Source organism: Pseudenhygromyxa sp. WMMC2535, from assembly GCF_011083025.2.
On record NZ_JABJWV010000001.1, the window covers coordinates 5,225,992 to 5,251,709 of the forward strand.

A 25,718-nucleotide genomic window follows, 5' to 3' on the forward strand; every position below is an offset into this window, starting at 1 on the left:
CGCGCTGGTTGCAGCGCCGAGCGCAGTTCTGGGGGAGTGCCCGGGAGTCGGGCCGGGCTCGCCTCGGTCCGCGGGCTGTCGGATCTCGCGCGCGCAGGTGACGAGGGGTCAGGTCGACCCCCTCAGTCGTTCAGGGGTCGCCGGCGGCGGCGCGTGTCGAGCCCGTGAATTTGCCAGTCCTTCTATGCCGGCGGGCATCGGACGGTACAATCCGTGAAACCGCCCCATGGCGCAGAACTACACACCGTTATACAGGCTCGCCGCAGGTGGCATGGCCGAGGTCTGGGTCGCCCAGTCCGTCTCGGTCGCCGGCTTCAAGAAGAAGGTCGCGATCAAGCGCATCCTGCCCGGCCTGCTCAAGGACGATCGCTTCGTCCGCATGTTCCTCGACGAGGCGCGGCTGAGCCTGCACTTCAACCACGCCAACGTCGTCTCCGTTTTCGACCTCGGTAAGTCCGACGAGACCTACTTCATCGTGATGGAGTACGTGCAGGGCACGACGCTCAAGCGTCTGCTCGAGCACTTGCAAGAGCGCGGGCGTCGGATCTCTCTGCCGCTGGTGATCTGGATCCTCAACGAGACGCTCAAGGGCCTAGACTACGCCCACGCGCTCACGGATCCCGAGACCAACGAGCACCTCGGCGTCGTCCACCGCGACATCTCTCCGCCCAACTTGCTGATCTCGTGGAACGGCGAGGTCAAGCTGACGGACTTCGGTCTGGCCAAGGCGACCAGCCAGCTCGAGTCCACGGACCCGGGCGTGGTCAAGGGCAAGTTCAGCTACCTCTCGCCGGAGGCGGCCCACGGCAAGGCCGTGGACGGACGCACGGACCTGTTCGCGGTCGGCATCCTCGCCTACGAGATGCTGACGATGAAGCGGCTGTTCCTGGGCGAGACCGACTATCAAACCGTCGAGCTCGTCCGCGCCGCCGAGATCCCGAGCATCCGCGCGCAAAACCCCGACGTCCCGGCCGAGCTCGAGCAGATCATCCTCAAGTCCCTCGCCCGCGACGAGAACCAGCGCTACCAGAGCGCGGCGGAGTTCGCCGACGACCTGCTGAGCTTCTTGTTCTCGCACCGGCTCAAGGTCTCGGCCCGCGACCTCTCGGCGACCATGGCCGAGCTGCGCCAAATCGAGGAGGCCAAGGTCCAGCGCGAGCGCGCCGTCGGTGGCCCGGCCAACCTGATCATGCAGCTGATGGCCGAGGAGCTGGCGAACTTCCGGTCGATCGACGAGGACAGCGACGCCGGGGATCAGCGGACCGGGGCGCACTCGCTGATCGACGACGAGGACTTCGGCAATTTCGACTCCTCGGCGCCTCTGGTGGAGGGCCTCGACGATCTGATCGGTCCGGATCCGGGGGCGGGCGGGTCGCCCAAGAGCCCGCCCAAGCAGGCCAAGGCGCCCAAGCAGGCGCCCAAGCAAGGGCCGCCCAAGCAGGCGCCGCCCAAGCAGACCAAGCCCACGGCGCCGGAGGACCTCCCGGATCCCGGGGACGACCTGCCGGGGATCACCGAGAACTCGATCGCGCACACGCGCCTGCCCAGCCCGGCGCCGCGCGAGTCGCAGAGCAACACGGGGGTGTGGATCCTCGTCGCTTTGGTGGTCCTGCTCGGCGGCGGCGCGGCGGTGTACTTCCTGGTCATCGCGCCGGGTATGGGGTAAGGGGCCGATGATCGAGTCGTTTCAGGGCAAGACCCCCCGCATCCACCCCACCGCCTACGTGCACCCCTCGGCGGTGCTGATCGGCGACGTCGAGATCGGCCCCGAGGCCAGCGTGTGGCCCAACGTCACCTTGCGCGGGGACGACGGGCCGATCGTGATCGGGGCGCAGAGCTCGATCCAGGACAACGCGGTGATCCACTGCACCGAGGGGCTGTCGTCGACCCACGTCGGCGCGCGGGTGACCGTGGGCCACTCGGTGATCCTCCACGGCTGCACGGTCCACGACGACGCCCTCGTCGGCATGGGCGCGGTCTTGCTCGACAACGCCGTGGTCGAGTCGTGGTCGCTGGTCGCCGCCGGGGCCCTGGTCCCGCCGGGCAAGGTGGTGGCCGCGGGGACCCTGGTCGCCGGCAACCCCATGCGAGTGCTGCGTGAGTGCCAGGAGCGCGACCGCCAGATGATCGACTCGTCGTGGCGGGCCTACGTCGAGCGCACGCACCAGTACAGGGCCAAGTAGCGCGCCCTTGGGGCTGCGGGCCGGCCTGGGAGGGCTCGCATTGCGCTGACTTTGTGTCAGATTCGGGCCGTGCTCTGGGCGATCCTCAGCGCGGCCTGGTTGAGTCTCGGCCCGCCGCCGGTTCAGCAGCCGCGGCCTCCCGGGCCGCCGACGCTGCGCTGGGAGGCGCCGGTCGGCTGCCCTGATGAGACACAGCTGCGCGCGCAGATCGACGCCCTGGCGCCCGGGGTGCTCGCGCGCGTGGATCCGCGGCGGACGGCGATCGCCGTCGACGTGGCGCGGGCCGGGGACGCCTGGGGGGCCGCGATCGTCATCGAGGACGTCGATGGGCAGCGGCGCCGGAGCCTGCGGGGGAGCGAGTGCGAGGTCGTGGGCGACGCGGTCGCGCTGCTCGTGGCGGTCGCGCTGGACCCCGTGGGGGTCTCGGTGACGCTGGCGGGCGCGAATGTGGGCGGGGACGAGGGGAGCGAGGGGGAGCAGGGCGCGAGTGGAGGCGCGGGTGCAAGGTCCGAGGGCGGGCAGAGCGAGGACGATGGCGCGGGGTTCGAGGCGCCGGGCGATGGCGCCGGGTCCGAGGGCGGGCACAGCGAAGGCGATGGCGAGGAGAGCGGGCGTGGAGGAGCCGAGGATGGAGGCGCTCGCAGTGAGCGAGGCGATGGCGATGACGAGGTTGGTCGCGAAGATGGGCCGACTGGGTGGGGGACCCGGGGGCGCTCGCTCGCAGACGGCCGCGAAGATGGGCCGGCGCTGCGGGGCGCCGCGCGGATCTTCGGAGGCGGCGCCTGGGGCCCGACCGACACGGGCTACGGCGCCCTCGGCCTGTCCGCGGCGCTGCTCGGGCCGCGCTGGCGGGTGGAGCTGAGCGGGGCCTGGTCGCCGCCTCGGGAGTATCGGCGCTCGACGGCGCTCGGCGGGGTGTTCGACGGCTGGCAGCTCGGCCTCCGCGGCTGCTTTGCGCCGGCGGTGGGCCCGAGGCGGCGGCTCGAGCTGCCGCTTTGCGGGGGGATCGAGGCCGGACAGGTGCGCGGCCGGGGGATCGACGAGCTCCCGGTCTCGCTGCGCGCGGACTTCCCGTGGATCGCCCTGAGCCTGGGCCAGGCGCTGCTCTTCGCCCCCCTCGAGCGTCTCGCCTTTGGTGCGGAGCTCCAGCTGGCGGCGCCCCTGCGCGGCGGCCGGTTCATGATCGAGGACGTCGAGATCCAGCGGATCGTCGGGCTGGGGGCGCGCGGTCTGGCGATCGTCGAGCTGCGCCTGCCCTGAGCGCGCCGAGCTTCTTTCTCGGGGGGTGGACGGATCGCGTCGGGCTCGGCCATGTTGGGGTGATGGTGCGCCAGCGCCGAGCGCCGAGCGCCGAGTTCGCCGCGGCCTACCGCGAGCACGTCGACTTCGTGTGGCGGGTGCTCGCGCGTCGCGGCGTGGCGGCCTCGGAGCTCGAGGACGTGACCCAGGAGGTCTTCTTGGTCGCGCATCGACGCTGGGGCGCCTGGGAGGCGGGCGGGAGCATGCGCGCGTGGCTCTACGGCGTCGCGCGTCGGGTCGCGGCCACGCACCACCGCGGGCGCGCGCGCAGGCTGCGAAAGCACGAGGCCCTCGCGCCCGCGTCCGCCGAGCCCAGCCTCGACGCGCGCCTCGACGATCGCAAGCGTCTCGCGGCTCTCGGCGAGGCGATCGCGGCCCTCGAGGCCTCCCAGCGCGAGGTCTTCGTCCTCGCCGAGATCGAGTCGATGTCCGCCCCGGAGATCGCCGAGAGCCTCGGCTCCAACCTCAACACGGTCTACTCGAGGCTCCGCCGCGCGCGGGCCCGGATCGCGCGGGCGATGGCTGATCACGACGAGCCAACGTCCACCTCAGGAGCTGCATGATGGCCGACCTCGATGACTCGATCCGCGATGACCTGGCGCGACTGCGCGAGCGCGAGCGCCCAAGCGAGGCTGCGCGGGCGCGGATGTGGGCGGGGATCGAGTCGTCGATCCCCGCCTGGCCGGAGGACGATCCGCACGAAGGGGAGCCACCCGCGGAGGGCGAGCCTGGGGTCGAGGGTGAGGGCGGGGCTGGAGCGCGCGGCGGTGGGTCTGTGGTCGGCCGGGGCGTCGACGCGGGTTTCGTCGCCAAGGTCGCAGGGGCGACGCTCGGCCTCACCGCTGCGGGCTTGCTCGCGCTGCGTCTGGGCGCGGTGTTGGTGAGCGGCGTGAGCCCCGAGGTGCAGCGCGAGCCAGACGCGGCGCCTCGCCGAGTCCACGTCGAGCCGACCACCGCGCCCAAAGATCGCGCTCGAGACAGGGCAGCCGCCGGTGGGCCTGGGCGTGTTTCGTCCGAGGAGGCCGCGCGGAGCCCCGCCCAGGGTCGAGGGCGTCGCGAGTCGCGGCCTGCAAAGGGCGAGGAGGCGGCGCTGGGCGAGCGAGAGAGGCAGACGCGGGAGCAGCGTGGAGAGATATCAGTCGGCGCGACGCAGACGGCCGCGACAGCGGAGCCGACGCGAGACTCGCTCGCCGCCGAGCTGGCGCTGCTCGAGCAGGCCCGAGCCGCGCGCACGCCCGCAGATCGGCTCGCGCACCTCGAGGCGCACCGCCGCCGCTTCGCCACCGGTCAGCTCGCCGACGAGCGCGAGCTGCTGCGCGTCGAGGCGCTGTGTGAGCTCGGCCGTGTCGAGGAGGCGCGCGACGTCGCCGAGCGCTTCGTTGGCAGTGAGGACGAGGCAGGCGCCCGCGCTCGCATGCGCCGGGCCTGTCCGAATCTCTAGTGCGCACTAGGAGCCCGTGACAGCCGGCCGACAGGTCGGGTGATGGACCTACCAAGCGCCCCCACACCTGCGCTGGTGTACTGGCGGCGTGTCCGTAGCAAGATGGGAGGCGCGGCGCCACGGCCCATGATGCTGACGCTCTACATTGTCGGTTACCTGATCTTCCTGGTCGTGATCAGCGAGGTCCTCACTCGCTTGCCGCTCGCGCTCGGGCTGGGCTTTTGGGTGCTCACGCCGCTCGCGCTGATCCCCTGGTGGCTCTCGGTGTACGCGGCCGCGCAGCCGCTGTGGACGGCCTTTTTGTGGGTCAAGCTGTTCTCGGTGATCACCGCGAACCTGTGGATCGCGGCCTCGCGCAGGTACGCGGGGCGGCTGTCCGCGGCGGCGATCGGCGTGCCCCTCTACCTGTTTTTGATCTGCAACATCCTCGAGGCGGTCGCCTGGGATCTGCTCCACGCGAACGTGCTCAACGCCATGGCGGGCGTGCTGCTCGTGGTCCTCACCCCCGGCTGGCGGGCCTTCTCGGTCGAGGGCGAGCGGCCGCAGGAGCTGCGCTATGCCGTGAGCCCGGGCTGGCTGGCCAGTTACACCCTCTGGGATCTGGCCTTCGTCTACGGCAACTGGGAGTCGGTGATCACCGGCCAGCACGTCGCGGTCCTCGGCGCGCCGATCCTGACCGCGCTGTGCTCGGGCGGGTCGCGCTACATGCAGGCCCGGGCGCAGACCCTGGGCCTGCACCTGATGATCTTCGCCAGCGCCTTCATGTGGGTCCGCGAGCGCTTCGACACCTCGGCGTGGCGGGACGCGGACGCGCTGCTCGTGACGCAGCTGGTCTCGCTCGCGGCCGCCCTCGCGCTGGCCGTCGCCAGGCGCGAGGCGCTGCTCGGGCGCGCCCGCGGCCGCGCCCGCGCTCACTGAGGATCGGGGAAGCAGTCGAAGGCGATGTCGCCGTTGGCCTGGCCCCAGTCGAGGTTGGTGGCCTGAAAGTCGACGCCCAGGGGATTGGCGATCGCGTTGACCGAGTCGAGGTCGCCCTGGTTGATGAAGCCCCAGTACTCGCTGGCCAGGTAGAGGCCGCCGGCGTAGTCGTTGACGTAGTCGACGATGGTCTGGGCCTCGGCGGCGGTGGTCGAGGCCAGGGTGCAGTAGATGACGGCGTCGTAGTCCGCCGCGAGGGCGGCCGGGTCGCCGATGTACTGCGCTGGCAGATCGTCGCCCGCGTAGGTCAAGTCGGGGTAGCTGGCGAGGCTGTTGCCGGTCCCGCCGCACAGGTAGCGGCCAAAGCTGAGCACCTTGGGCAGCTGGTCGCCGCTTTGCCCGAGCCACTCCCACAGCGGGCAGTCGGTGATCTCCTCGTAGAGGAGGTTGGTGTCGGCGGTGTAGATCACTCGGCCGCTGCCGACCTCGTCGAGGGCATAGATGATCTCGTCGCCCTCGAGGGTGGCGTAGCCGATGAAGTCGGTGCCCGGGAGGGCCTCGAAGCTCGACGACTGGGTCGAGTCGAGGGTCACGCCGCACTCGACGCAGGCGTTGCCGGTGGTCGTGGACTCGGCGCTGCTGGACTCGGAGTCGGTCTCGGTGTCGAGGGGGTCGTCGTCGGCGGAGTCGGACTCGCTGGACTCGGCGTCGGCGTCGGTGTCGGGGGGACCGTCGGCGGCGTCGGACTCGCTGGACTCGGCCTCGGTCTCGGTGGCCTCGCTCTCGGACTCGCTGGACTCGGCGTCGGTCTCGGTGGACTCGCTCTCGCTGCCGACCTCGTCATCGGTGGTGCTCGCGGTGTCGGTGGCGGTGTCGGCCTCGCTAGTGGTGTCGAGGCCGGACTCGGCGCTGCCGTCGTCGCCGCAGGCCACGGTCGCGAGCAGGAGCAGGAGAGGGGACAGGTGAATGGAGCAAGTGTTCGAGCGCATGGCGAAATCGAAGGGCTGGGCGCGAGGATACTGCACGCGTGTCGGATCGCGGCTGGGGGCCGGGGCGGGCCCGGGAATGCAGGGGGAGGGCTCGGCCGTCTAGGAGCCCGTGCCGAGCCCAGGCCAAGCAGGCGGTCGCTTCGACCCGCGAGAGCCCCTGACCCGTCCGCCGCCTCGGCGCGTGGGGCTGCGAGGGCTGAGCGTCGATGCGCAGGTGCTGCTCGCCGCGCCGCAGCTCGACGCGACGCTGCGCTCGCTGCTCGAGAGGGCGGTGGTGGGACCCGCGCGGGCGTTGATCGTCGACTTTCACAGCCTCGGCCCGGCGGGGGATCCCCGGGCGGCGCAGCTCGCCGCGTTGGTCGCCGAGCTGCGCGCGCGCGGCCTTCGGGTCCACGGCCGCTTTGCGCTGGGCCGCGACCACGACGACCTCGGCTGCTTCGAGCGCCTGGTCGCCTGGGTCGAGGCCGTGGGCCTCGCCGAGGTCGAGCTGCGCCTGTGGACGCCCACGCCGGGGAGCGCCGAGGCCCGCGCCCTCGCCCGCGAGGATCGCCTGGTCCACCGCGACCTCGACCACTGGGATGGGGCGCACGTCGTCGTCGTGCCGGCGCAGATGAGCGCGCAGACCCTCTACCGCGGGTGGGTGTGGTCGCAGCTGCGCCTGGGCTCATGGCGCTCGCGCTGGCGCCGTCGCCCGGCTCGGCTGGCGGCGCTGCCGGGCTATCTCCTGGCGGGGCTGCGCGCCGTGGATCGCCTCCGCTTCGACGCGCGAGGCGTCGCGCCCAGCGCGTGATGTCTCGCCGCCACGGCGCGCGATCAGCCGAGGCGATAGGGCGAGGGCGGCCGCCAGTCCTGGGCGGGGGCGTAGAGCTGGCCGCAGCGCAGCGGGGCGGCCTCGTGTGGGGCCTGGCCCAAGAAGGGGTGCGCGCGGACCTGCGAGAGCACCGCGTCGAGGGTTGCCTGGGGGAGGACGGGATCTCGAGACAGGAGGTCGAGGCCGGAGCTGGCGAAGTAGGCCACGGCCCAGCGCCGCTCGGGGTCGAGCAGGGGCACGCTCCAGGTCCGGGCGAAGCTCGAGAAGGGGGAGCCCTTGCGCCGAAAGCAGCCGGGCGCTCGGACCTCGTCGACCTGGCTGAGGAGCTTGCGCTGCATTCCCCGCAGGCTCTGGCGGCGAAAGCACAGCTCGGTGTGGAGCAGGTCACCGCCGGGGCCGGCCTCGATGTCGATGTATTCGATGCGAGGGTGGCTACGTGCGCGCCAGATCGAGCGGTTGCTGATCAGCACGTACCACGCCCCCAAGAGCGCGGCGTTCTCGAGCGAGGGGGCCGGCTGTGGGAGCTCGCGGGAGTGGGCGCGCACCGATGCGGCTTAGCATCGCGGTGTATGGCTGTCGATGCTCGTGTCATGGCATGTCGTCCTGCTGCGCACCTGCTGGGTGCGCGCGTGGGAAGACGCGCCCTTGGCGTGAGGCCGACCGTGATAGGATGAAATTCGAGATGGACTTCAGCGCCCTCAACGCGTGGCGTCGCGCCGCTAGTGTGCTCAGCGTGGCCCTTGGCCTGGGGTGCACCATGCCCAACGGGCAGTTCATCGACTGTGAAGACACGGGCTGCGAGGTGGCCGAGGCCGACACGAGCGCGACGGAGGGGTCGGGTGAGAGCGAGGGCGAGGCTGGGGAGAGCACCAGCGAGAGCGGCGAGGACAGCACGAGCGAGGACAGCTCCGAAGACACGGGCGAGAGCAGCTCCGAGGACACGGGCGAGAGCAGCTCCGAAGACAGCGAGAGCGACGACGCCACCGAGGACAGCGAGAGCTCGACGGGGACCGAAGATCCGCTCGGGGATGACGAGCTCTTGCCGGATATCGCGGGCTGCGTCGGGCTCGACGCGATCGACGCGGCGGGCTGCGCCGCCGAAGACGGGACGATCATGGTCGTGGACGCAGATGGGATCGACGACGAGCAGACCATCGCGTGCATGCGCTTCTCCTTCAGCGACAACTTCGAGCCCGCCGCGCCGACTCAGGTCGAGCTTCAGCTGCACTCGGCCAGCTTGAGCACCGCCGCCTCGTCGAGCTCTGGGGCGGTGTGGGTCGCGGAGCCCTTTGATGCGCTCGAGCCCGGCGGGCCCGAGCTAAAAGAGGAGGCGGTCGCCACGGATCAGGGGTTCGTGGACGTCGATGTGGACGTGAATTGGCCGCTGCCCGCGGAGCTGGTCGAGCCGGGCTCCTCGCTGCACCTCTGCGTCGTCTCCGAGGACACGAACAACGTCCAGTACTGGAACCTCGACGGCGAGATCAGGCCGCGGTTGATCGTCAACTGAGCGCAGCTCGAGTCGGCCGCGCGCAGCTCGAGTCGGCCGCGGGCAGCTCGAGTCAGCCGCGGGCGCCGAGGGCCAGCATCAAGTTGCGGAGCAGTTGGATGTCGACGTGGAGGTCGTCGAGGTCGAAGCCGCCGGGCTGGTCGTTGGCTTGGGGCTGGCCGCTGGCCTCGCCCTGGTCGGCTTGGCCCTGGTCGGCTTGGCCCTGGTCGGCTTGGCCCTGGTCGGGCTCGGCTTGCGTCGGGGGCTCGAGGGCGAGGTCCGCGAGCAGCTCGTCGGGCGGCTCGCCCACCGTCATCACCGGATGTTGCCAGCGCAGGTAGGGGGCGAGGGTGGGCATCGACAGCTCGTCGGTGAACAGCAGCTCGCGCTTCTCACGATCGACCACGGCCTGGTCGATGGTCGCGACGGTCTCGTCGAAGTGTCCGGTGACGAGCAGCGCGGGGCTGGGCCCGCCCTGGGTGGGACGATCGAGGGCGAGGACCACCGTCGGGCGCATGCCCTGGGAGGCGGACCAGCGCGCGTGCTCGAGCTGGCCGGCCCCGATGCCGCCGTCGGCGGTCAGCAGGATCATCAGCGAGCGGTAGGAGCGGGTGCTGCGGCGCTGCCAGCTGGCGAGCTGGGCCGCGGCGCCCAGGGTTGCGAGCAGCCGCAAGGTGTCGCGCTCCTGGGTCAGGGCCGAGGGCGTGTCCCAGGCGCAGGTCAGGATCACGACCTCGCTGGGGCGCTCGCGGCCGACGAGGCGGGCCATGAGGTTGTGGCCCTCGAGGTTGCGCTGGCGCTGGGCGAGGTCGACGTCGACGACCCGGACCTCGCCGGGGAGCATGGCGGTCTCGACGAGGGTCGAGCCCTCGGCGCCGAGCAGGCCGACGAGCAGCATGTCGTCGGTGCTCAGGTCGTCGGCGCGCAGGCGTTGCTCGGCCCACTGCTCGCGGAAGCGGAGCACGCCGGGGCCGGGGTCGTCGCTGAGCAGCACGCAGCCCACGGCGCCCGCGTCGCGAGCGGCTGCGAAGGCGGCCTCGAGGCGCTCGGGGGCGTCGGCCGCGAGGGCGTCGAAGCCCTCGGGGGCGCGCATCCACAGCACGCGACCCGCGACGATCTGGCGGGGCAGGCGGGTGGCGTAGTCGAGGATCGGGCTGGCGAGCAGGCCGGCGACGACGCTCGGGGTCCCGATCTGTCGAAAGGCCCCCAGCGCGGTCAGCTCGGCGGCGAAGGGCGTCTCGGCGGGCGGGGGGAGGCCCGCGCCGGGATCGCCCGCGGCGGGGTCGAGGGTCGGGGGCGCGAGGGGATCGGGGGGCGGCGCGGTGGCGGGCGCAGCCGCGGGGTCGAGGCTAGCGATGGGACCGGGCGGGCTCGCGGGGGTCGGCGCGCCCTCGGGCACCGCGATCACGCCGGCCGTGTCCTCGCCCGCCCCGGCGCTGGGGCTGAGCGCTGGCTTGGACGAGCGCTTGGGTCGCTCGGCTTTGGTCTCGGCGTCGGCTTCGGCCTCGGTCTCGGTCTCGCCTCGTTCGTCTTCGAGGTCCGCCCCGAGCTCGGCCGCGTCGGGGACCTCGACCGCGGCCGGGGCCGCCTCGCTGCGCAGCACGACCTTGGCCTCGCCGCCGGTCGGCTCGATGACCACGAAGGCCACGGGTTGGCGCCAGCCGCCGCCGGGTCCGGCGGGCACGAAGCCCTGCTCGGCGAGGAGCTCCTCGAGCTGGTAGACCGCGAGGCCGTCGCCGATCTCGCGCTCGCGCAGGGCCCCCTGGGTGAACAGGGGGATCTGCTGGGAGAGCAGCTCTTCCGTCAGCGCGCGCAGGGAGTCCTCGGCGTCGGCGAGGGCGTCGGGGATCTTGGGCGGGAGGTCTGGGAAGGCCCGAGGCGGCTGTTCGCGGGAGGGCGGGAGCTGGCCGATCGCCTCGATCTTGCAGCCGCCGAGGGCGGCGGCCAGCAGGGCCGTGGTGTGGCGCAAGAAGGCGCGGCGGCCTTCGTCGGGCGCGCGCGCGGTGGTTGTCTCTGGCGTCGCCAGGGGTCGCGGATCCTCGCTCATGCGCGGACCTCCTCGATGAGCTGGGAGGGCGGGGGCGGGTCCTGCTCGCGGCGGGCGCTGTGCCCGACGAGGGCGCGCAGGTGCTGCTCGATCTCGACGCCGGCCTGCGGCGCCCAGGTGTCGAGGCTCAGCTCGAGGCGGGTGCCCGAGGCGTCGACGCGCACGCTGGGCTCGGTCCCGGCGCGGCGGAAGGGAGAGCACCACAGCGCGCGACGCAGGCGCTCGAGCTCGGCGTCGTCGAGGCCGTGATCGACCTCGGCCTGGATCTCGATCGGGGCGGCGGCGCGGCGGCTGCCGACGATCACCGGCAGGCGATCGAAGTCCGCGGCCGGCACGTGGGTGACGCCCCCGCCGGCGCTGCGCAGGCTGACCCGGAGCAGGCCGACGTCGAGGACCGTGCCCTGGATGTCGCCGACCTCGACGAGGTCGCCCTCGCGCAGGCGCGCGCGGGTCATCAGGCCGAGGCCGGCGCCGAGGTTGCGCAGCAGCGTGGGCGCGGCGGCGGCGATCAAGGCGGCGGTCAGCAGCGCGAGCAGGCCGCCGAGGGTGGGGGCGCGGGAGAGGATCGGGCGCAGGCAGCCGGCGATGCCGAGCAGCAGCCCCGCGAGCCGGGCGAAGCTGCCGAGGATGGCCAGGCGGTGGCGGGGGTCGATGCCCAGGCGCCAGGCCGTGCGCAGGGCCAGCGGCCCGAGGCGGGCGAGGGCCCAGGCCAGGGCCAGGACCACGATCACGGTGATCGCAAAGCCGGTGGGCGAGAGCGTCAGCAGGGCGTCGAGCTCGGCCTCGAGGCGCGCGCCGAGGCCGTGCGCGGAGGCTTCGAGCGCGGCCGGTTCGGGGGCGGGGGCCAGGGCGAGGCGGAGCGGAGACATGGCGGTCGGGGGCTCGGGGAGTGGGGCTCGGGGAGTGGGGCTCGGGGAGTGGGGCTCGGGGAGTGGGGCTCGGGGAGTGGGCTCAGGGCGCGTCGCTGAGCACCGCGAGCTCGATCAGCTCGGGCACCAGGCGGTCGCGGACGCGGGGCGGGCAGGACAGGCGATCGGCCTCGTCACGGACGAGCAGGCCGGCGGTGAGCAAGAAGTGGATCCACCGGCGCAGGGCGTCGTGCTCGCAGGTCAGGGCCCGGGCGAGGGTCTCGCCGGTGCACGGGCCAAAGCTGACGATCAGCGCGAGCACGGCCAGGGCCGTGGGCGGGAGCTGGCGGACGAAGGGCAGGCTCAGGCCACGCAGGCCGCGGGTCAGCACGAGGTCTTCGTCCTCGAAGCGGGCCCGCCGGCACCACTCGAACATCGCCGCGCGCAGGTTGCCGCCGGTCGCGGCCTCGAGGCTGTGGAAGAAGGCGGTCTCCTGGCTCTGGGTCGAGCCGGCGGTGACGAAGGGCAGGCGCGAGACCAGCCGGCGCATGGGCGGCTGGGGGAAGATCAGGTCGCGGTGGCTGACGCGGTGGCGAGACAAGAGCAGCTTGGCGAGCTCTTCGGGGTCGCCGCGGCCGAGCTCGACGACCTCGGCCAGGCCCACGCGCAGGGGCGAGAGCGGCTCGACCAGGCGCTGGAGCGGGCGGCCGACGGCGAGCAGCCAAAAGCAGGTCGACTCGGTCTGGGCGACCAGGCGCAGGAGGTGCTCGAGCGCCTCGATGGCGGCCGCGCCCAGGGGCAAGATCCGCTCGAGGTCGTCGAGGATGACCACGCGCTGGCGCTCGCCGAGGCGGGCGAGCACGGCGGCCTCGTCGAGCTCGCAGCGTAGCTCGCCGGCCAAGGTCGCGACCACGCCCTTGCGCGAGCCGGGCTCGTCGGTCTGCGGCCACAGCAGCTCGCGCGAGCCGAGCTTGAGGCTGGCGACGTTGAGCAGCGAGGTCTTGCCGGTCCCCGGCCCGCCGACCAGGAGCAGGGCGTTGCCGCCCTCGCTCTGCAGCCACGCGCGCTCGGCCCGGAGCACCTGGCGCAGGGGCTCGCGGTTGACCACGAAGAAGCGAGGGTCGCGGATCGGCTGGGCGGAGAAGAGCACCCGATAGTCCCGGGGCAGGGGGAGCTCGTCTTGGTTGGCGATCATCTCGGCGATCGCCGTCGCCGAGGGCAAGGTCAGGCCCGAGCGCAGCTCGTAGTCGCGGCGCAAGGTCGCGAGCAGGGCGCCGCCGCGCTCGCGGATCCGCGCCCACAGAGCCGTGGCTTGCTCGCGGACCTGGACCAGCGAGCGCCCGACCTGCTGGCGGGCGAGGTCGCGCTGGCGCGAGACCCAGCGCGCGGCGTCGCTGGTCCCCGTGGCCTCGTCGAGGGCCGCGGTCAGCCGGGCGTCGAGGCCGTCGAACTCGGCCTCGACGCTGGCCGCGAGCGCGGCGAGCTGCTTGGTCTCGCCCTCGCGCAGCTCGCCGAGGCGGGCGCACACGCGATCGAGGCCGGCGAGCAGGTTGTCGAGCACGTCCTCCTCGCCGGCGGCCCCGGAGGCCCCACCCAGGGCCCCGCGGTAGATCTCGAGCAGGCGCTCGACGTCGCCGATCATCGCGTGGGTGGTGTGCTGGATCTCGATGATCTGCCGGGCCGCGGCCTCGGTCTTGCGCTCGGTGAGGGGCAGCATGCGCCCGGCGACCTCGCCGTCGACGAGCTCGCGGACGTCGACCTCGCGCGGGCGCACGCGGCTGGGGATCGCGGCCCGGGCGACGAGCTCGGTCGCGGCCAGCAGGCGCGGGCCGGTCTCGCGGCTGAAGGCCTCGCGCAGGCCCTGGCGGATCTGTCGCCCGGCGCTGGCCCGGCGCAGCTTGGCCTCGACCTGACGCAGGCGACGGATCGCGGGCTTGGGCAGCAGCCCGCGGCAGCGGGTCTTGAGGCTGTCGAGGGCGGCGTCGTCGAGCAGCCCGGCCTCGCCCTGCTCGGGGTCGCGCAGGCGCTCGTCGAGATCCTCGCGCAGCTCCTGGAGCCGGCGCTCGAAGGCGGACAGCTCCTCGTCGACGGCGCGGCGGGCCTCGTCGATGTTGCCGCCGACCTTGCGGCCCTCGGCCAGGCGGGTGTCGAGGCTGCGGATCCGCGCGGTCACGGCCACGGTCTGCCAGCAGCCGTCGACGACCGGCGGCCAGGCCTCGGCCTCGGCGAGCAGCGCGGCGAGCTCGCGCTCGATGCCCGCGGCGGCCTGGCTGAAGTCCAGGCGGTTGGTGGGCATCGCCGGCGAGTCGATGCGCGCGAGCAGCTGGTGCATGCGCCGCGAGCCGGCGGTCAGCGAGCCCGCGAGCAGCGACTTGGCCGCGGTCCCGAAGTCGTCGAGGATCGCGTCGAGGGTCTCGGGCAGGTCCTCGGCCTCGATGTCGCCGCACAGGCGCTGGCGCATGGCCTCGGCCAGGCGCGCGTCGGTGTGGCAGCTGTGCCGGAAGAGCTCGAGCAGGGCCGTGGCCATGCGCGGCTCGAAGGCCTCGCGGGCGATCAGCCGCAGGGGCAGCTGGCGGCGAGCGGCGCGGCGGCTGCCCACGGCCTTGGCGAGCTTGCGGAAGATCCGGCGGGTCTTGGTCGCCGCGCCCTCGCCCGGGGTGGGCGCGAGCGCGCGGGCCTCGATGGCCACGGCGTCGCTGGTCTCGACGTGCTGGAGGAGCTTGGCCCCGGCCTCGAAGGCGACGGCGAGGCCGTTGGCGAGGGCCATGGTGTCGCTGCGCGGGGGCGCCTCGGCGAGGGTGACGAGGGCCTCGGTCGAGCTGGGGTCGAGGCCGGCGAGGGCCCGGCGGCGCAGGGCCAGCCACGGCTCGACCTGCTCGCGGACCCGGGCCTCGAGGGCGCGGGCGAGCTCGCCCGAGAGGGTCTGGACGCGGGTCTGGAGCCGGGGATCGAGCTCGTCGAGGACGACGTCTCGGGTCGCCTCGCGCGTGCCGGGGCCCGCGGGGGCGTCGGCCTCCGCCCCTCCCTCCGCGTCGGAGGCGGACTCGCCCTCGGCCGCGGACTCCGGCAGCTCGCCGGCCTTGCCCAGGGCCTTGCGCAGGGCGACGGGGCCGGCGAAGAGGTTGAGCGTGACCACCGCCATGCCGAGGTTGGTGATCGGCTCGCTGAGTGACTCGAGCTGCTGGGCGGCGAGGCCGACCAGGCCGAGGGTCACGCCGGCCTGGGGCAGGTAGGCGTACCAGGCGTTGGCGGACACGGCCGCTTCTTCGCGGCCGAGCTTGTTGCCGATGCGCGCGGCCAGCCAAAAGCCGCCGCCGCGCACGGTGAAGAGCACCAGGGCCATGGGCAGGACCGCGGCCGTGGCCACGAGGTCGACCTTGGCCCCGGCGATGGTGAAGAAGATGACGAACACCGGCAGCGAGACCATCTCGAGCGGGTGGAGCAGGTCGTGCTCGTACTTGGAGAAGTTGCGGACCACGAAGCCGGCGGCGATGAACACCAGCAAGAAGGAGTCGAGGTGCAGGGCCTGGGTGAGCTCGACGACGACCAGGACCATGGCCGCGACGAAGAGCAGCATCTCGGCCTTGATCCAGCGCAGGTAGGCGATCAGCAGCGCGCCCAGGGCCGCGCCGATCCCGATCTCCTCGGCGACGTGGACGAAGACCGTGGCCTCGAAGCCGCCCCCGCCGAGCAGCGAGTTGGCCCCGGCGACGGCCATGGCCAGGACGACGACGACGACCAGATCCTTGAGCACGGCGGCCCCGAGCACGAGCTCGGACAGGCGGCCCTTGGCGTGGCTCTCCGAGATGATCGCCAGGGCGATGGCCGGCGAGGTCCCGATCGCCAGGGCGCCGAACACCAGGCCGAGGGCCATGGCCGTGTCCGTGCCCTCGGCGCCCAGGGGGTGGAAGGTGAGCTCGACGGCGACCAGGGCCGCGCCGACCAGGGGGCCGGCGATCAGCACCTTGGCGCCGACGGTGGTCAGCAAGGTCCGGGCCAGGCGGGCCATGGCCTTGAGCTCGAGCTCGAGCCCGGCGGTCAGGGCGATCAGCCCGACGGCCAGGTTGTTGAACATGGTCATCTCGGCGACGACCTCTTTGGACAGCACCCGGGCCTCGTCGCCGAGAGCGAGGCCGGCCACGGGGCCGAGCAGCAGGCCGGTGCCGATGTAGCCGATCACCTTGGGGACGCTGCGCTTGGCGAGCAGCTCGGCCACGGCGAAGGACGCGAGGATCACGAAGCCGATGGTCGCCAGGGTCAGCGGATCTGCGCCGTCTCCGCCATCGGCCTCGAGCACGCGCAGCCCGAGCATCATCCCGAGCAGGGCGAAGATCACGAACAGGCGCTTCACGAGCGGACCTCCGCGTTCATCGTCGCCACAGCTCCCGGGAGAAGATCGACAGCAGCACGAAGATCTCGAGGCGACCGGCGATCATGCAAAAGCAAAGCGCGAGCTTGCCCGCGGCGGGGACGACGTCGAAGTTCTGGGTCGGGCCGACGGCGTCGAGGCCGGGGCCGACGCTCGACAGACAGGCCACGGTCGCGCTCATCGCGGACATCAGCTCCATGTCGAGGGCGACCAGCAGCAGCGAGGTCGCGGAGAAGATCAGCATGTAGGCGGCGAAGAACACCAGCACCCCGGTGACGACCGAGCGGGGGATCGCGCTCGGCCCGAGCTTGATCAGCTCGACGACGTTGGGCGCGGCCAGCGAGCGCAGCTCGCGGGCGGCGATCTTGAACAGCAAGAACACGCGCAGGACCTTGATGCCGCCGGCCGTGCTGCCCGCGCAGCCGCCCATGAACATGCACAAGAAGAGCAGGTAGCGGGCGACGTTGGGGTAGGTGTCGAAGTCCTCGGTCATGAACCCCGTGGTCGTGGTCACGGCCAGGACCTGGAAGCTGGCGTAGCGCAGCGACTCGATCACGTCGGGGTGGCGGTCCCAGATCGACCACGCGACGACCAGGGTGACCAGGGCGTTGACGGCGAGGTAGAAGCGCAGCTCGGGGTTCTCGAACAGGGCCCGCCAGCGCCCGGACACGGCCGCGTAGTAGAGGCCGAAGTTGACCCCGGCGATCAGCATGAAGGCCGAGGTGATCCAGTCGAGCACGGGGCTTTGGTAGTGGCCGATGCTCGCCCCGCGGGGGGAGTAGCCGCCGGTGCCCAGGGTCGACATCGAGTGGCAGATCGCGTCGAACAAGGGCATGCCGAAGGCGAACATCAGCGCCGCGCACAGCGCCGTGAGCCCGGCGTAGATCCACCACAGGGCCTTGGCGGTCTGGCGGATGCGCGGGCGCAGGCCCTCGCTGGTCGGGCCGGGGACCTCGTTGCGGAACAGCTGCTTGGCGCCGACGCCGAGCTGGGGGAAGACGGCGACGAAGAGCACCACGATGCCCATGCCGCCGACCCAGTGCATCTCGCAGCGCCACAGGTTGGTCGCGCGGCTGAGGCCCTCGATGTCGCCGATCACCGTGGCCCCGGTGGTGGTGAAGCCCGAGACCGCTTCGAAGATCGCCGCGGCCGGGTCGAGCAGCGCGCCCTCGAGCATGAAGGGCAGGGCGCCGAAGATGCCCATCACGCACCAGATCAGCACGACGACGCCGATCGCGTCCTTGCGGTGCAGGGGCTCCTCTTCGCGGGAGTCCTGGTCGCCGCTCCCGCCGGGCAGGGCCTCGAGCACGCCGGGCTTGCCGCGGCCGAGGCGGCGCAGCAAGGCGGCGGTCAGCAGGCAGCCGAGCACCGAGGCCCCGTAGGCCGAGGCGCTGCGCAGCTGGCCGTCGACGAGGGCCAAGATCACCGGCGCGACCATGGTCAGGGCGACCAGGGCCAGCAGCGGCGCGGACATGCGGGCGACGGCGCGGGGATCCACGGGCTAGCTGCTCCTCTTGCGCCCGCGCTTGCGCAGCACCTTCTCGAGGGTGGCCACGCGCCCGGTCGGCACGGCGACGATCAGGTGGTCGTCGCGCGAGAGGGTGGACCGCGGCTTGGGGGTGCGCATGGTCGCCCCGGCGATCTGCAGGGGCACGCAGCCCTCGAGGGGGAGGTCCGAGAGCCGCACGTCGTCCTCGCCCAGGCGCAGCTCGAGCACCTCGACGGCCAGGCCGTCGAGCGGCCAGCGCCCGACGATCAGCGCGTCGAGGCCGTGCTGCTGCCAGTGGATGACCTGGGCGATGGTCTCGTGGGGGCTGACGGTGCCCGAGACGCCCAGGTGCGAGTAGACGCCGGCGTAGCCCGGGCGGTGGACCAGGGCGAATACGTGGTCGACCCCGAGCTCGCGGGCGAGCAGCGAGGTCATGAGGTTGGCCTCGTCGGAGCCGGTGACCGCGAGCAGGGCGTCGGCGCGGCCGACCTGCTCCTCGCGCAGGAAGGCCAGGTTGGTGCCGTCGCCGTGGAGGATCTGCACGCCGTCGAGCTGCTCGGCCAGGGTCCAGCAGCGCCCGCGGTCGAGCTCGATCAGGCGATCGAGCAGGCCCAGCGGCCCGAGCAGCTGGGCGAGCTGCACGCCGACGTCGCCGCCGCCGACGATGGTCGTGCGCACGCTGCCCGAGGCCGGGGTCAGGCCGTGCAGGGTCTCGAGCAGGACCAGCGGGGCCCCGGCCACGAGCACGATGTCACCGAGCTCGGCGTGGGTGACCTCGGCGACGGGGCGCATGGCGCCCGCGCGGATCACCGCGCGCACGGGCTCGGGCCAGCTCGCGGCCCGCGAGCGCCCGCGGCTGACCAGGGGGGCGTCCTCGCCGAGCACGTGGCTGGCGACGTGCACCGTGCCCGCGGCGCAGGGGATGACCTGGCGGGCGCGGACCTCGGCCAGGCGACGCAGGAGCTCGACGCCGACCAGGCGGCTGGCGCAGAGCACCGCGTCGATGTCGAGCAGCGCGCCGCGCTCGAAGCCCTGGTTGGTCTCGTAGAAGTCCGGGTCGTCGACCCGGGCCACGCTTTCCTTGGCGCCCATGCGCTTGGCCAGGGCCGCCGACACCAAGTTGGCGGCGTCGTTGGGGGTCACGGCCACGACCAGCGCGGCGCGGTGGACCTCGGCCTTGGCCAGGGTCGAGCGGTGGGTGCCGTCGCCGACCAAGGTCAGGGCGTCGAGGCCCTCCTCGGCCTCGGTCAGGGCCTTGGCGTCGGCGTCGACCAAGATCAGCTCGGCGACGGCCTGGAGCGAGCGGGCGAGGTGACGGCCGACCTCACCGGCGCCGATGATCACGATCCTCAATGCGCGGTCTCCTCTTCGGTGTGGGCGTGGGCGGGCGCCGGGGCGGGGACGAGGTCCGGCCGGGTCTCGGCGCCGGGGTTGGCCCCGGGCGTGGCGTCGGGGTCGGCCGAGGCCTCCGCCTCCTCGCGGACCCGCGGTCGCGGACGGATCGCGCCGGCGTTGGCGAGCACCCTGCGCAAGGCGCGATCCGAGAACACGGCGGTGAGCAGCATGGGGATGAGCACCGTGCTGAGCACCAGCGCGCCGGTCTCGCGCGAGTGGTCGAGGGCGTAGCTCAAGGCGATCGCCGCGGCCAGCGGGCCCTGGGAGAGCAGGCCCGGGCCGAGGCGGCGAAACTCCACGCCGTGGGTGAAGGTGGCCACGGCCCAGCGCGTGGCGAGCAGGCGGGTGACCAGGCGCAGGATCAGGTAGGCGGCGGGGATCAGCCACAGCCAGCCGCGGACCGGGGCCCAGACCATGCCCGCGAACACCAGCAAGAGGATCGCGTTGGGGTGCTTGAGCTGGGCGAGCTTGTCGCGCAGGCGGTCGCCGTGGGAGGAGGTCGCGGCCACGGTCAGGCCGGCGACGAGGTTGACGAAGAGCGGCGAGACGCCCAGCGCGTCCCCGACCCCGGCGGCGAAGATCACCACGCCGATGGTCGCCACGTAGACGCGCAGGTTGTCCTCGTCGCCGCCGATGAACACCGTGAACAGCAGGCCCGTGAACGCCCCGGCGAAGGCGATCAGCATGGCCCACTCGAACAGGCTCAGGCCGTAGACGTCGGCGGCATCGACGGCGCGGTCACCGGCCAGCGCGAGGCCGAAGACGAGCACCGCGAAGACCTGCCCGGCCGCGGCGAGATCGCGCAGCAGGGTCACCGGGGGCCCCTCGGCGCGCCAGCGCTCGGCGGCCGCGCCGATCGCCGAGGACGAGGCGACGGCCGCGGCGGCGCCCAGGGTCAGGGCGAGCCACAGGGCGGGACCGGAGGCCCAAATTCGATAGAGGTGGCGCTCGTCGGCGGCCACGGCCAGGTCGATGACCGGGTTTTGGTCGACGAGGTAGCCGGGCATCAGCCACTGGATCATGCCCAGGCTGGCGAGCGCGACCACGGCGCAGACGACCGCCGCCGACAAGGTCCCCGCCAAGAAGTGCTCGAAGCGGCGCAGGGCCTCGCGGGCGTGGAGCCCGACCATGAAGCCGAGCAGGCCCAGGAGCAGGTTGATGAGCAGCTCGAGCTTGGCCAGGGTCTCGCCGTGGACCAGGCCCCAGGGCATGATCGGGCCGATCAGGACGCCGACGATGACGTACTCCAGCCCCGAGACCAGGGCCATGCGCTCGGCGTAGCGGTGGAGCAGCCGGCTGACCACGAAGGCCGAGACGACGAGCATGACCAGGAGCAAGGTCGTGCTCACGCCAGCCCCCCTTTGCCTCGCAGGTCGTTGAACGCTCGCTGCACGGTCGCTGGCCACTGGATACCACGGCGCCAGCGGGACGCACGAGCACGGCGCTTCTCTCGGCGATCATGCTGCCGCAGACGTACCGAAGCTCGCAGGCCCTGCGAGACGAGCACGCGCATTGTGCTTGACAGCTGGGCTCCCGGATGACCAGAAGGGGAGATCGCTCGGGTGCTCTTTGTGCAGGAGCGCAGGGGTACAGCAGCACAAGAGTACAGGACGACCACGGGGCTCACGGACACTACATCCGATCCACGCGAGATGATCGATACGCGAGGCGCGAGGCACCCCCCTCTTCGATGGACTCTCTACTGCTCCGCCACCGCGCGCTCTCAGCCCTGACCCCGCTCCTGTCCCTCTCGGCCCTGCTCTTCGCGGGCTCCGCTGACGCCGCCGAGGTCGAGTGCAGCTCGGACTATGGCAGCTGCGAGGTCAACAACGACAACTGGGACTCGGTCTCCTGCTCGTGCGGTAGCGAAGGCAGCGACGGCAGCACGGGGGGCGACGACTGGAGCGGGCTCAGCGAGGCCGAGCTGCTCGAGATCTGCCAGGACCATCTCGACTGGTGCGAGGAGTTTTCGGACGAGGGCTACGAGACCTTCGGGACCAGCACCTCGACCGGCTCGGACACGGGCTGGTCCGATAGCGAGGACGGGAGCGACGGGCTGGACTGGGGCGAGGTGACGAGCACGGGGGGGACGGCCACGACCTTCTCGGACACGGCCTGGGAAGAGGGCGAGGGCGAGGGCGAGGGCGAGGGCGAGGTGACGACGGCCGGCGAGTCCTTCACGACATTCGGGGACTCGGGCTCGGACTCGGGCTGGGATGACGGCGACGCGGAGGAGTGGGGAGAGACCGAGGGCACGACGGACTCGGGCGGGGCGACCAGCGGGGGCGAGGGGGACAGCGCCGCCGACGACGGGACGAGCGGCGCGGATGGCGAGACGGCCGCGGAGACCACGGATGGCGCGAGTGACACTGGCAACGATGCGGGTGATGCGGGCGATGGGGCAGATGGAGACGCAGATGGGAGTGAAGGTGGCCTCGGGGAGGGGGATACAGGCGGGGAGACTGGTGGCGATGGCGGGGGCGTAGACGACGTGGATCAGGGCTGTAGCTGCTCCACGCAGACGCGCTCGGGGCTCAGCGTGATGGCCCTCGCGCTCTTGGGCCTATTTGGTCTGCGCCGGCGGGAGTGAGCCGGAAAAGCGTTTGTGGGCGGGGTGCCATGGCCTACCATTCGGCGCATGGCAATCCGCTTGAAGCCCACACTGACTTCCTTGGCTTGTGTATCCCTGCTCGGCGCCGCGGCTTGTTCGGACGACGGCAGCGTCGACGGGGGAGAAGGCGCCGACGAGATCGGCACCGAAGAGAGCAGCTCCACGACCGACGCCGGGTCGGAGTCCGAGTCCGCGTCCGGCAGCGCCGAGAGCTCGAGCGAGTCGAGCTCCGAGGAGAGCGAGTCGAGCTCCGAGGTGGACTCGGGCGTGACCGACGACCCGATGGAGTCGAGCTCGGAGAGCGCCGAGGACACGACGACCGACACGACCGAGACCGGGGAGCCCTGCGGCCCCGAGTGCTGCCCCGGCGAGCACACGTGCGAGGGTGAGGTCTCGCTGACCTGCAACGAGGACGGGACCGAGTGGGAGCAAGACGAGGTCTGCGACTCGCTCCAGGGCGTGGTCTGTAGCGAGGACTCGGGCCTGTGCGAGGGCGCCTGCTCCGAGAGCGCCCTCGGCCAGAGCTACATCGGCTGCGACTACTACCCCACGGTCACGCCGCAGTACGACCCCTACAACGACGCGCCCAAGGACGAGTTCGCGGTCGCCGTGGCCAACACCGGGGCCGAGGACGCGATCATCCTGGTCACCCAGGGCGACGACACGGTCTACGACACGGTCGTCTCGGCCGGGAGCGTCGAGGTCATCACCTTGCCCTGGGTCAACGCGATGACCAAGGGCAGCGGGCCCTCGGCGCTGATCGTCGACGGCGCCTACCGCCTGCGCTCGGACCGGCCGATCGTCGTCTACCAGTACAACCCGCTCGACTCGACGACGACCAACGACGCCTCGCTGATGCTCCCGGTCAACGTCTGGGGCAAGGAGACCATGGTCGCCTCGTGGCCGCACTGGAGCTCGATCCCGGCCTTCTACACGGTCGTCGCCCACGAGGACAACACCACGGTGACGCTCACGCCGCCGCCCGGTGGCGTGGCGGTCTCGGCCGGCGGCGGCGTGGCCTCCGACGGCTCGGGTCAGATCGTGCTCGACAACTCCGACGCCATCAACGTGATCACCTCGACGACGAACGCGGACCTCACCGGCTCGCTGGTCGTCGCTGACAAGCCCGTGCAGGTCATCGGCGGGCACAAGTGCACCAACGTGCCGGCGAACATCACCGCCTGCGACCACCTCGAGGAGGCGCTGTTCCCGATCGAGACCCTGGCCGACGAGTACATCGTCGTCCCGCCGGCGCAGGTCCCCAACGACAACCTCGACAAGGCGCAGATGGTCCGGGTGATCGCCACCGAGGACGACACCACGCTGACCTTCGAGCCCGACCAGGGCGTGTCCACCAACCTCGCGAGTGCCGGCGACTTCGTCCAGCTCAGCTCGACGACGGCGGCCTTCAAGGTCACCGGCGACAAGCCGATCATGGTCGTGCAGTACATGGTCGGCCAGAGCGCGGGCTACGGGACCAGCGACCCGGCGATGGTCCAGGCCGTCACCCCCGGCCAGTTCCGCACCGACTACCTGTTCTTCGCGGCGCCGAGCTGGACCGCCAACTACGTCGACATCATCGCGCCGACCGACGCGAGCGTGACCGTCGACGGCGCGGCCGTGGCCGACTGGAGCGCGGTCGGGACCTCGGGCTACTCCGTCGCCCACGTCGAGCTGAGCAACGCCGGCGACGGCACGCACTCGGTCAGCGCCGACGACAAGGTCGGCATCTCGGTCTACGGGGTGCAGAGCGCTGGCAGCTACTGGTACCCTGGCGGCCTCGAGCTGCTCCAGCTCAACCCGCAATAACGCGGGGATCGACCACCCAGCGCCGCGCCGGTAGGGGCGCGGCGAAGGCCGGGTGTTCGAGGGTCGACTCGACGAGGGCGGCGCCCTCGGCCTCGAGGTACTCGCGGACACCCGGCGCTTCGTAGACCTGCTCGGACATCGCAATCTCGCCGCCCGCCGCCAGGCTCTGGAGCTTGCTGGCCAGGTTCACGGCGGTGCCGAAGTAGTCGATGCCCGAGTTGAGGTTGACGGCGATGCACGGCCCGGTGTTGAGGGATACGCGCAGGCGGATGCTCGTGTCTTCGCGCTCGGCGTGGAAGCGGCGCAAGATCGCCGCGCTCGCGCGCAGGGCGTCGATGGGGTTGTTGAACGCGGCCATGGCCGCGTCGCCGATGGTCTTGACCACGGCCCCGCCCTTGTCGCGGACCTCCTCGTAGATCTCCGTGAAGTGACGCTTGACCTCGACGAAGGCCTCGGGATCGCCGCGGGCCGCGTAGAACTCCGTCGAGCCCACGATGTCGGTGAACACGATGGTCTGCTCGCCGACGGCGAGCTGGATCTCGGCGTCGATGTACTCGTCGCTGAACAGGTCGCGGAACTCCTGAAAGGAGAACAGCTGAGCCGGGCGCAGGGCGTCGTCGGTCCACGCGCGGCGCTCGATCACCAGGGTCTGGGGGTCTTCGCCGTCGTTGACGAGCTCGAGGGTGGGCTCGGGGGCGAGGCGCAGGCGCTCGGGCAAGCGCTCGCTCGCCCGCCAGGTCCAGCGCGCGGGGGCCTCTTGGCCGCGCTCGACGTCGAGCAGGGTGTCCACGGCCTGCTCGCGGCCGCGCAGGCGCACGCGGTAGCTGTCGGGTTGGAGGTCGGTGCTGACGAGCCTGCGCTCGCCGGGCGCGAGCACCTGCTGGACCTCGATGTGGGCCTTCTTTGCTGGCTCGGCGCTGCAATGGAGCACCGTCGCGACCTCGCGGATCGAGGGGTGGACGGTGAACACGATCTCGAGCGCGCGCTCGCTGTGGGTCGAGAACTCGACCTCGCACACGGGGCAGCTGTCCTCGGGGGGGACGTCTCCCAAGGTCGTGGCGCGGGTCCGCGGCCCGCGGCAGTGCGGGCAGATCACCTCCCAGCCGAGCTCGAGCATGCCCAGGCGGGTGGCGTGCAGGCAGGTCGAGAGCAGGGCGCGAGGCTCGAGGCCCATGCGCCGGGCGAGGGGGAGGATCTGGATGCGCTGGAGCGTGTCGTCGTCGGCCTCGCGGACGTGGGCGACGAGGGCGTCGACGGCCTCGGCGGACAGCGAGCGTGCGCGCAGGGCTGTGGCCAGGGACTCGAGCCGATCCTTCGCCTCGTCGCCCAGGGGCGAGGGGGGCGAGCGCAGGTGCTGGGCGAGGGCGCGCGCGTCGAGGAGGGTCGAGGCGGTCGAGGCGGAAGAGGCAGGGGAGAGGCTCGAAGAGGAAGAAGAAGAAGAGGAGGCGGTGGTGAGCGGGAGCGCGTGCTCGCTCAACTTCGCGCGCAGTTCGTCGACGAGCTGGACGTAGCTGCGCTGGAGCCAGCCGGCCGCGAGCTCGAAGATCACCCGGGTGATCGGGCCGGTCGGGATCCAGCCAAAGTAGACATAGAGCCGAGTGTGCGTGGGATCGAGCGCCTCGAACTCGTAGATGCCGCGGCTGTAGGTCGCAAAGCCGGCCTCGAAGACGCGGATGGAGATCATCGAGCGTCGCGCCGACCAGCTCCAGGGTTGCTCGATCCAGCGCTGCTCGACCCCGAGGTTGGTGGTGTGGCCATGGACCACGCCGTCGGCCGCCTCGTGGAAGACCATCGGCGAGATGCCGAGGTTGCGGTTGGTCCTCGAGGTGTCGGAGAGCAGCGTCCACAGCAGGGCAGTGGGCGCGGGGAGTTCGAAGCACCACAGCCGCTCGATGGGACGCTGGGCGCTCAGCTCGGCGGACCAGGGGTGGCGAGCCACAAACTCCTCGAGGCTCATGGCTGACGCGTCGACCACGAGGTCATGATATCGAATGCGACACTCGGGAGCGTGTGACCGTTGGGT

19 protein-coding genes are annotated in these 25,718 nt (G+C 72.2%); 10 read left to right on the top strand and 9 right to left on the bottom strand.

The window, feature by feature from the left end:
• Positions 1–226 precede the first annotated feature (226 nt).
• The 6 genes from G6O69_RS20515 (at position 227) to G6O69_RS20540 (ending at position 5,841) form a co-directional block, all read left to right on the top strand.
• A complete protein-coding gene (locus G6O69_RS20515; RefSeq protein WP_255215830.1) occupies positions 227–1,666 on the top strand; it encodes a protein kinase in 1,440 nt (479 codons plus the stop codon).
• Between the two features lie 7 nt (positions 1,667–1,673).
• Positions 1,674–2,183 carry a gamma carbonic anhydrase family protein gene (locus G6O69_RS20520; RefSeq protein WP_172305210.1) on the top strand — a complete coding sequence of 170 codons (510 nt, stop codon included), beginning with the start codon at positions 1,674–1,676 and terminating at the stop codon, positions 2,181–2,183.
• 69 nt (positions 2,184–2,252) lie between these two features.
• A complete protein-coding gene (locus tag G6O69_RS20525; protein WP_172305211.1) occupies positions 2,253–3,443 on the top strand; it encodes a hypothetical protein in 1,191 nt (396 codons plus the stop codon).
• Positions 3,444–3,505: 62 nt separating this feature from the next.
• Positions 3,506–4,045: a sigma-70 family RNA polymerase sigma factor gene (locus tag G6O69_RS20530; protein WP_172305212.1), complete on the top strand. Its 540-nt coding sequence runs from the start codon at positions 3,506–3,508 to the stop codon at positions 4,043–4,045.
• A complete protein-coding gene (locus G6O69_RS20535; RefSeq protein WP_172305213.1) occupies positions 4,045–4,923 on the top strand; it encodes a hypothetical protein in 879 nt (292 codons plus the stop codon). The genes G6O69_RS20530 and G6O69_RS20535 overlap by 1 nt, the downstream gene beginning before the upstream one ends.
• 42 nt (positions 4,924–4,965) lie before the next feature.
• Positions 4,966–5,841: a DUF5692 family protein gene (locus tag G6O69_RS20540; protein ID WP_176396986.1), complete on the top strand. Its 876-nt coding sequence runs from the start codon at positions 4,966–4,968 to the stop codon at positions 5,839–5,841.
• On the opposite strand, the gene G6O69_RS20545 is transcribed toward G6O69_RS20540, so the two are convergent.
• Positions 5,835–6,866 (bottom strand): hypothetical protein, encoded by a 1,032-nt coding sequence (locus G6O69_RS20545; RefSeq protein ID WP_176396987.1) that lies wholly within the window; start codon positions 6,864–6,866, stop codon positions 5,835–5,837. The two genes, G6O69_RS20540 and G6O69_RS20545, sit on opposite strands and share 7 nt — an antisense overlap.
• A 73-nt stretch (positions 6,867–6,939) precedes the next feature.
• Here G6O69_RS20545 and G6O69_RS20550 point away from each other — a divergent pair, with 73 nt between their 5' ends.
• The gene (locus G6O69_RS20550; protein WP_172305216.1) at positions 6,940–7,620 is read left to right on the top strand and encodes a hypothetical protein; all 681 of its coding nucleotides are present in this window, start codon (positions 6,940–6,942) and stop codon (positions 7,618–7,620) included.
• A 23-nt stretch (positions 7,621–7,643) separates the two neighbouring features.
• Here G6O69_RS20550 and G6O69_RS20555 read toward each other — a convergent pair whose 3' ends face one another.
• The gene (locus G6O69_RS20555) at positions 7,644–8,186 is read right to left on the bottom strand and encodes a hypothetical protein (protein ID WP_172305217.1); all 543 of its coding nucleotides are present in this window, start codon (positions 8,184–8,186) and stop codon (positions 7,644–7,646) included.
• 137 nt (positions 8,187–8,323) lie between these two features.
• Here G6O69_RS20555 and G6O69_RS20560 point away from each other — a divergent pair, with 137 nt between their 5' ends.
• A complete protein-coding gene (locus G6O69_RS20560) occupies positions 8,324–9,148 on the top strand; it encodes a hypothetical protein (RefSeq protein WP_172305218.1) in 825 nt (274 codons plus the stop codon).
• Positions 9,149–9,200: 52 nt separating this feature from the next.
• Here G6O69_RS20560 and G6O69_RS20565 read toward each other — a convergent pair whose 3' ends face one another.
• The 6 genes from G6O69_RS20565 to G6O69_RS20590 all read right to left on the bottom strand — a co-directional run bounded on the left by G6O69_RS20565 (position 9,201) and on the right by G6O69_RS20590 (position 20,624).
• Positions 9,201–11,174 (bottom strand): hypothetical protein, encoded by a 1,974-nt coding sequence (locus G6O69_RS20565; RefSeq protein WP_172305219.1) that lies wholly within the window; start codon positions 11,172–11,174, stop codon positions 9,201–9,203.
• Entirely contained in the window at positions 11,171–12,043 is an 873-nt protein-coding gene (locus tag G6O69_RS20570) for a mechanosensitive ion channel domain-containing protein (protein ID WP_172305220.1), read from the bottom strand. The genes G6O69_RS20565 and G6O69_RS20570 overlap by 4 nt, the downstream gene beginning before the upstream one ends.
• A gap of 82 nt (positions 12,044–12,125) precedes the next feature.
• Complete coding sequence (locus G6O69_RS20575; protein ID WP_172305221.1) at positions 12,126–16,373, bottom strand: cation:proton antiporter; 4,248 nt, start codon at positions 16,371–16,373, stop codon at positions 12,126–12,128.
• Between the two features lie 16 nt (positions 16,374–16,389).
• Entirely contained in the window at positions 16,390–17,889 is a 1,500-nt protein-coding gene (locus G6O69_RS20580) for a TrkH family potassium uptake protein (RefSeq protein WP_172305222.1), read from the bottom strand.
• 3 nt (positions 17,890–17,892) lie between these two features.
• The gene (locus G6O69_RS20585) at positions 17,893–19,224 is read right to left on the bottom strand and encodes an NAD-binding protein (protein ID WP_346017149.1); all 1,332 of its coding nucleotides are present in this window, start codon (positions 19,222–19,224) and stop codon (positions 17,893–17,895) included.
• Between the two features lie 5 nt (positions 19,225–19,229).
• Entirely contained in the window at positions 19,230–20,624 is a 1,395-nt protein-coding gene (locus G6O69_RS20590) for a hypothetical protein (RefSeq protein WP_172305224.1), read from the bottom strand.
• A gap of 341 nt (positions 20,625–20,965) precedes the next feature.
• Between G6O69_RS20590 and G6O69_RS20595 the strand changes: the two genes are divergently transcribed.
• Both G6O69_RS20595 and G6O69_RS20600 read left to right on the top strand, forming a co-directional pair.
• Positions 20,966–21,865: an MYXO-CTERM sorting domain-containing protein gene (locus G6O69_RS20595; protein WP_172305225.1), complete on the top strand. Its 900-nt coding sequence runs from the start codon at positions 20,966–20,968 to the stop codon at positions 21,863–21,865.
• 48 nt (positions 21,866–21,913) lie between these two features.
• Entirely contained in the window at positions 21,914–23,695 is a 1,782-nt protein-coding gene (locus G6O69_RS20600; RefSeq protein WP_172305226.1) for an IgGFc-binding protein, read from the top strand.
• Here G6O69_RS20600 and G6O69_RS20605 read toward each other — a convergent pair.
• Positions 23,682–25,670, bottom strand: coding sequence for a DUF5939 domain-containing protein (locus G6O69_RS20605; protein ID WP_172305227.1), 1,989 nt, complete (start codon positions 25,668–25,670; stop codon positions 23,682–23,684). The two genes, G6O69_RS20600 and G6O69_RS20605, sit on opposite strands and share 14 nt — an antisense overlap.
• Between the last annotated feature and the right edge of the window lie 48 nt (positions 25,671–25,718).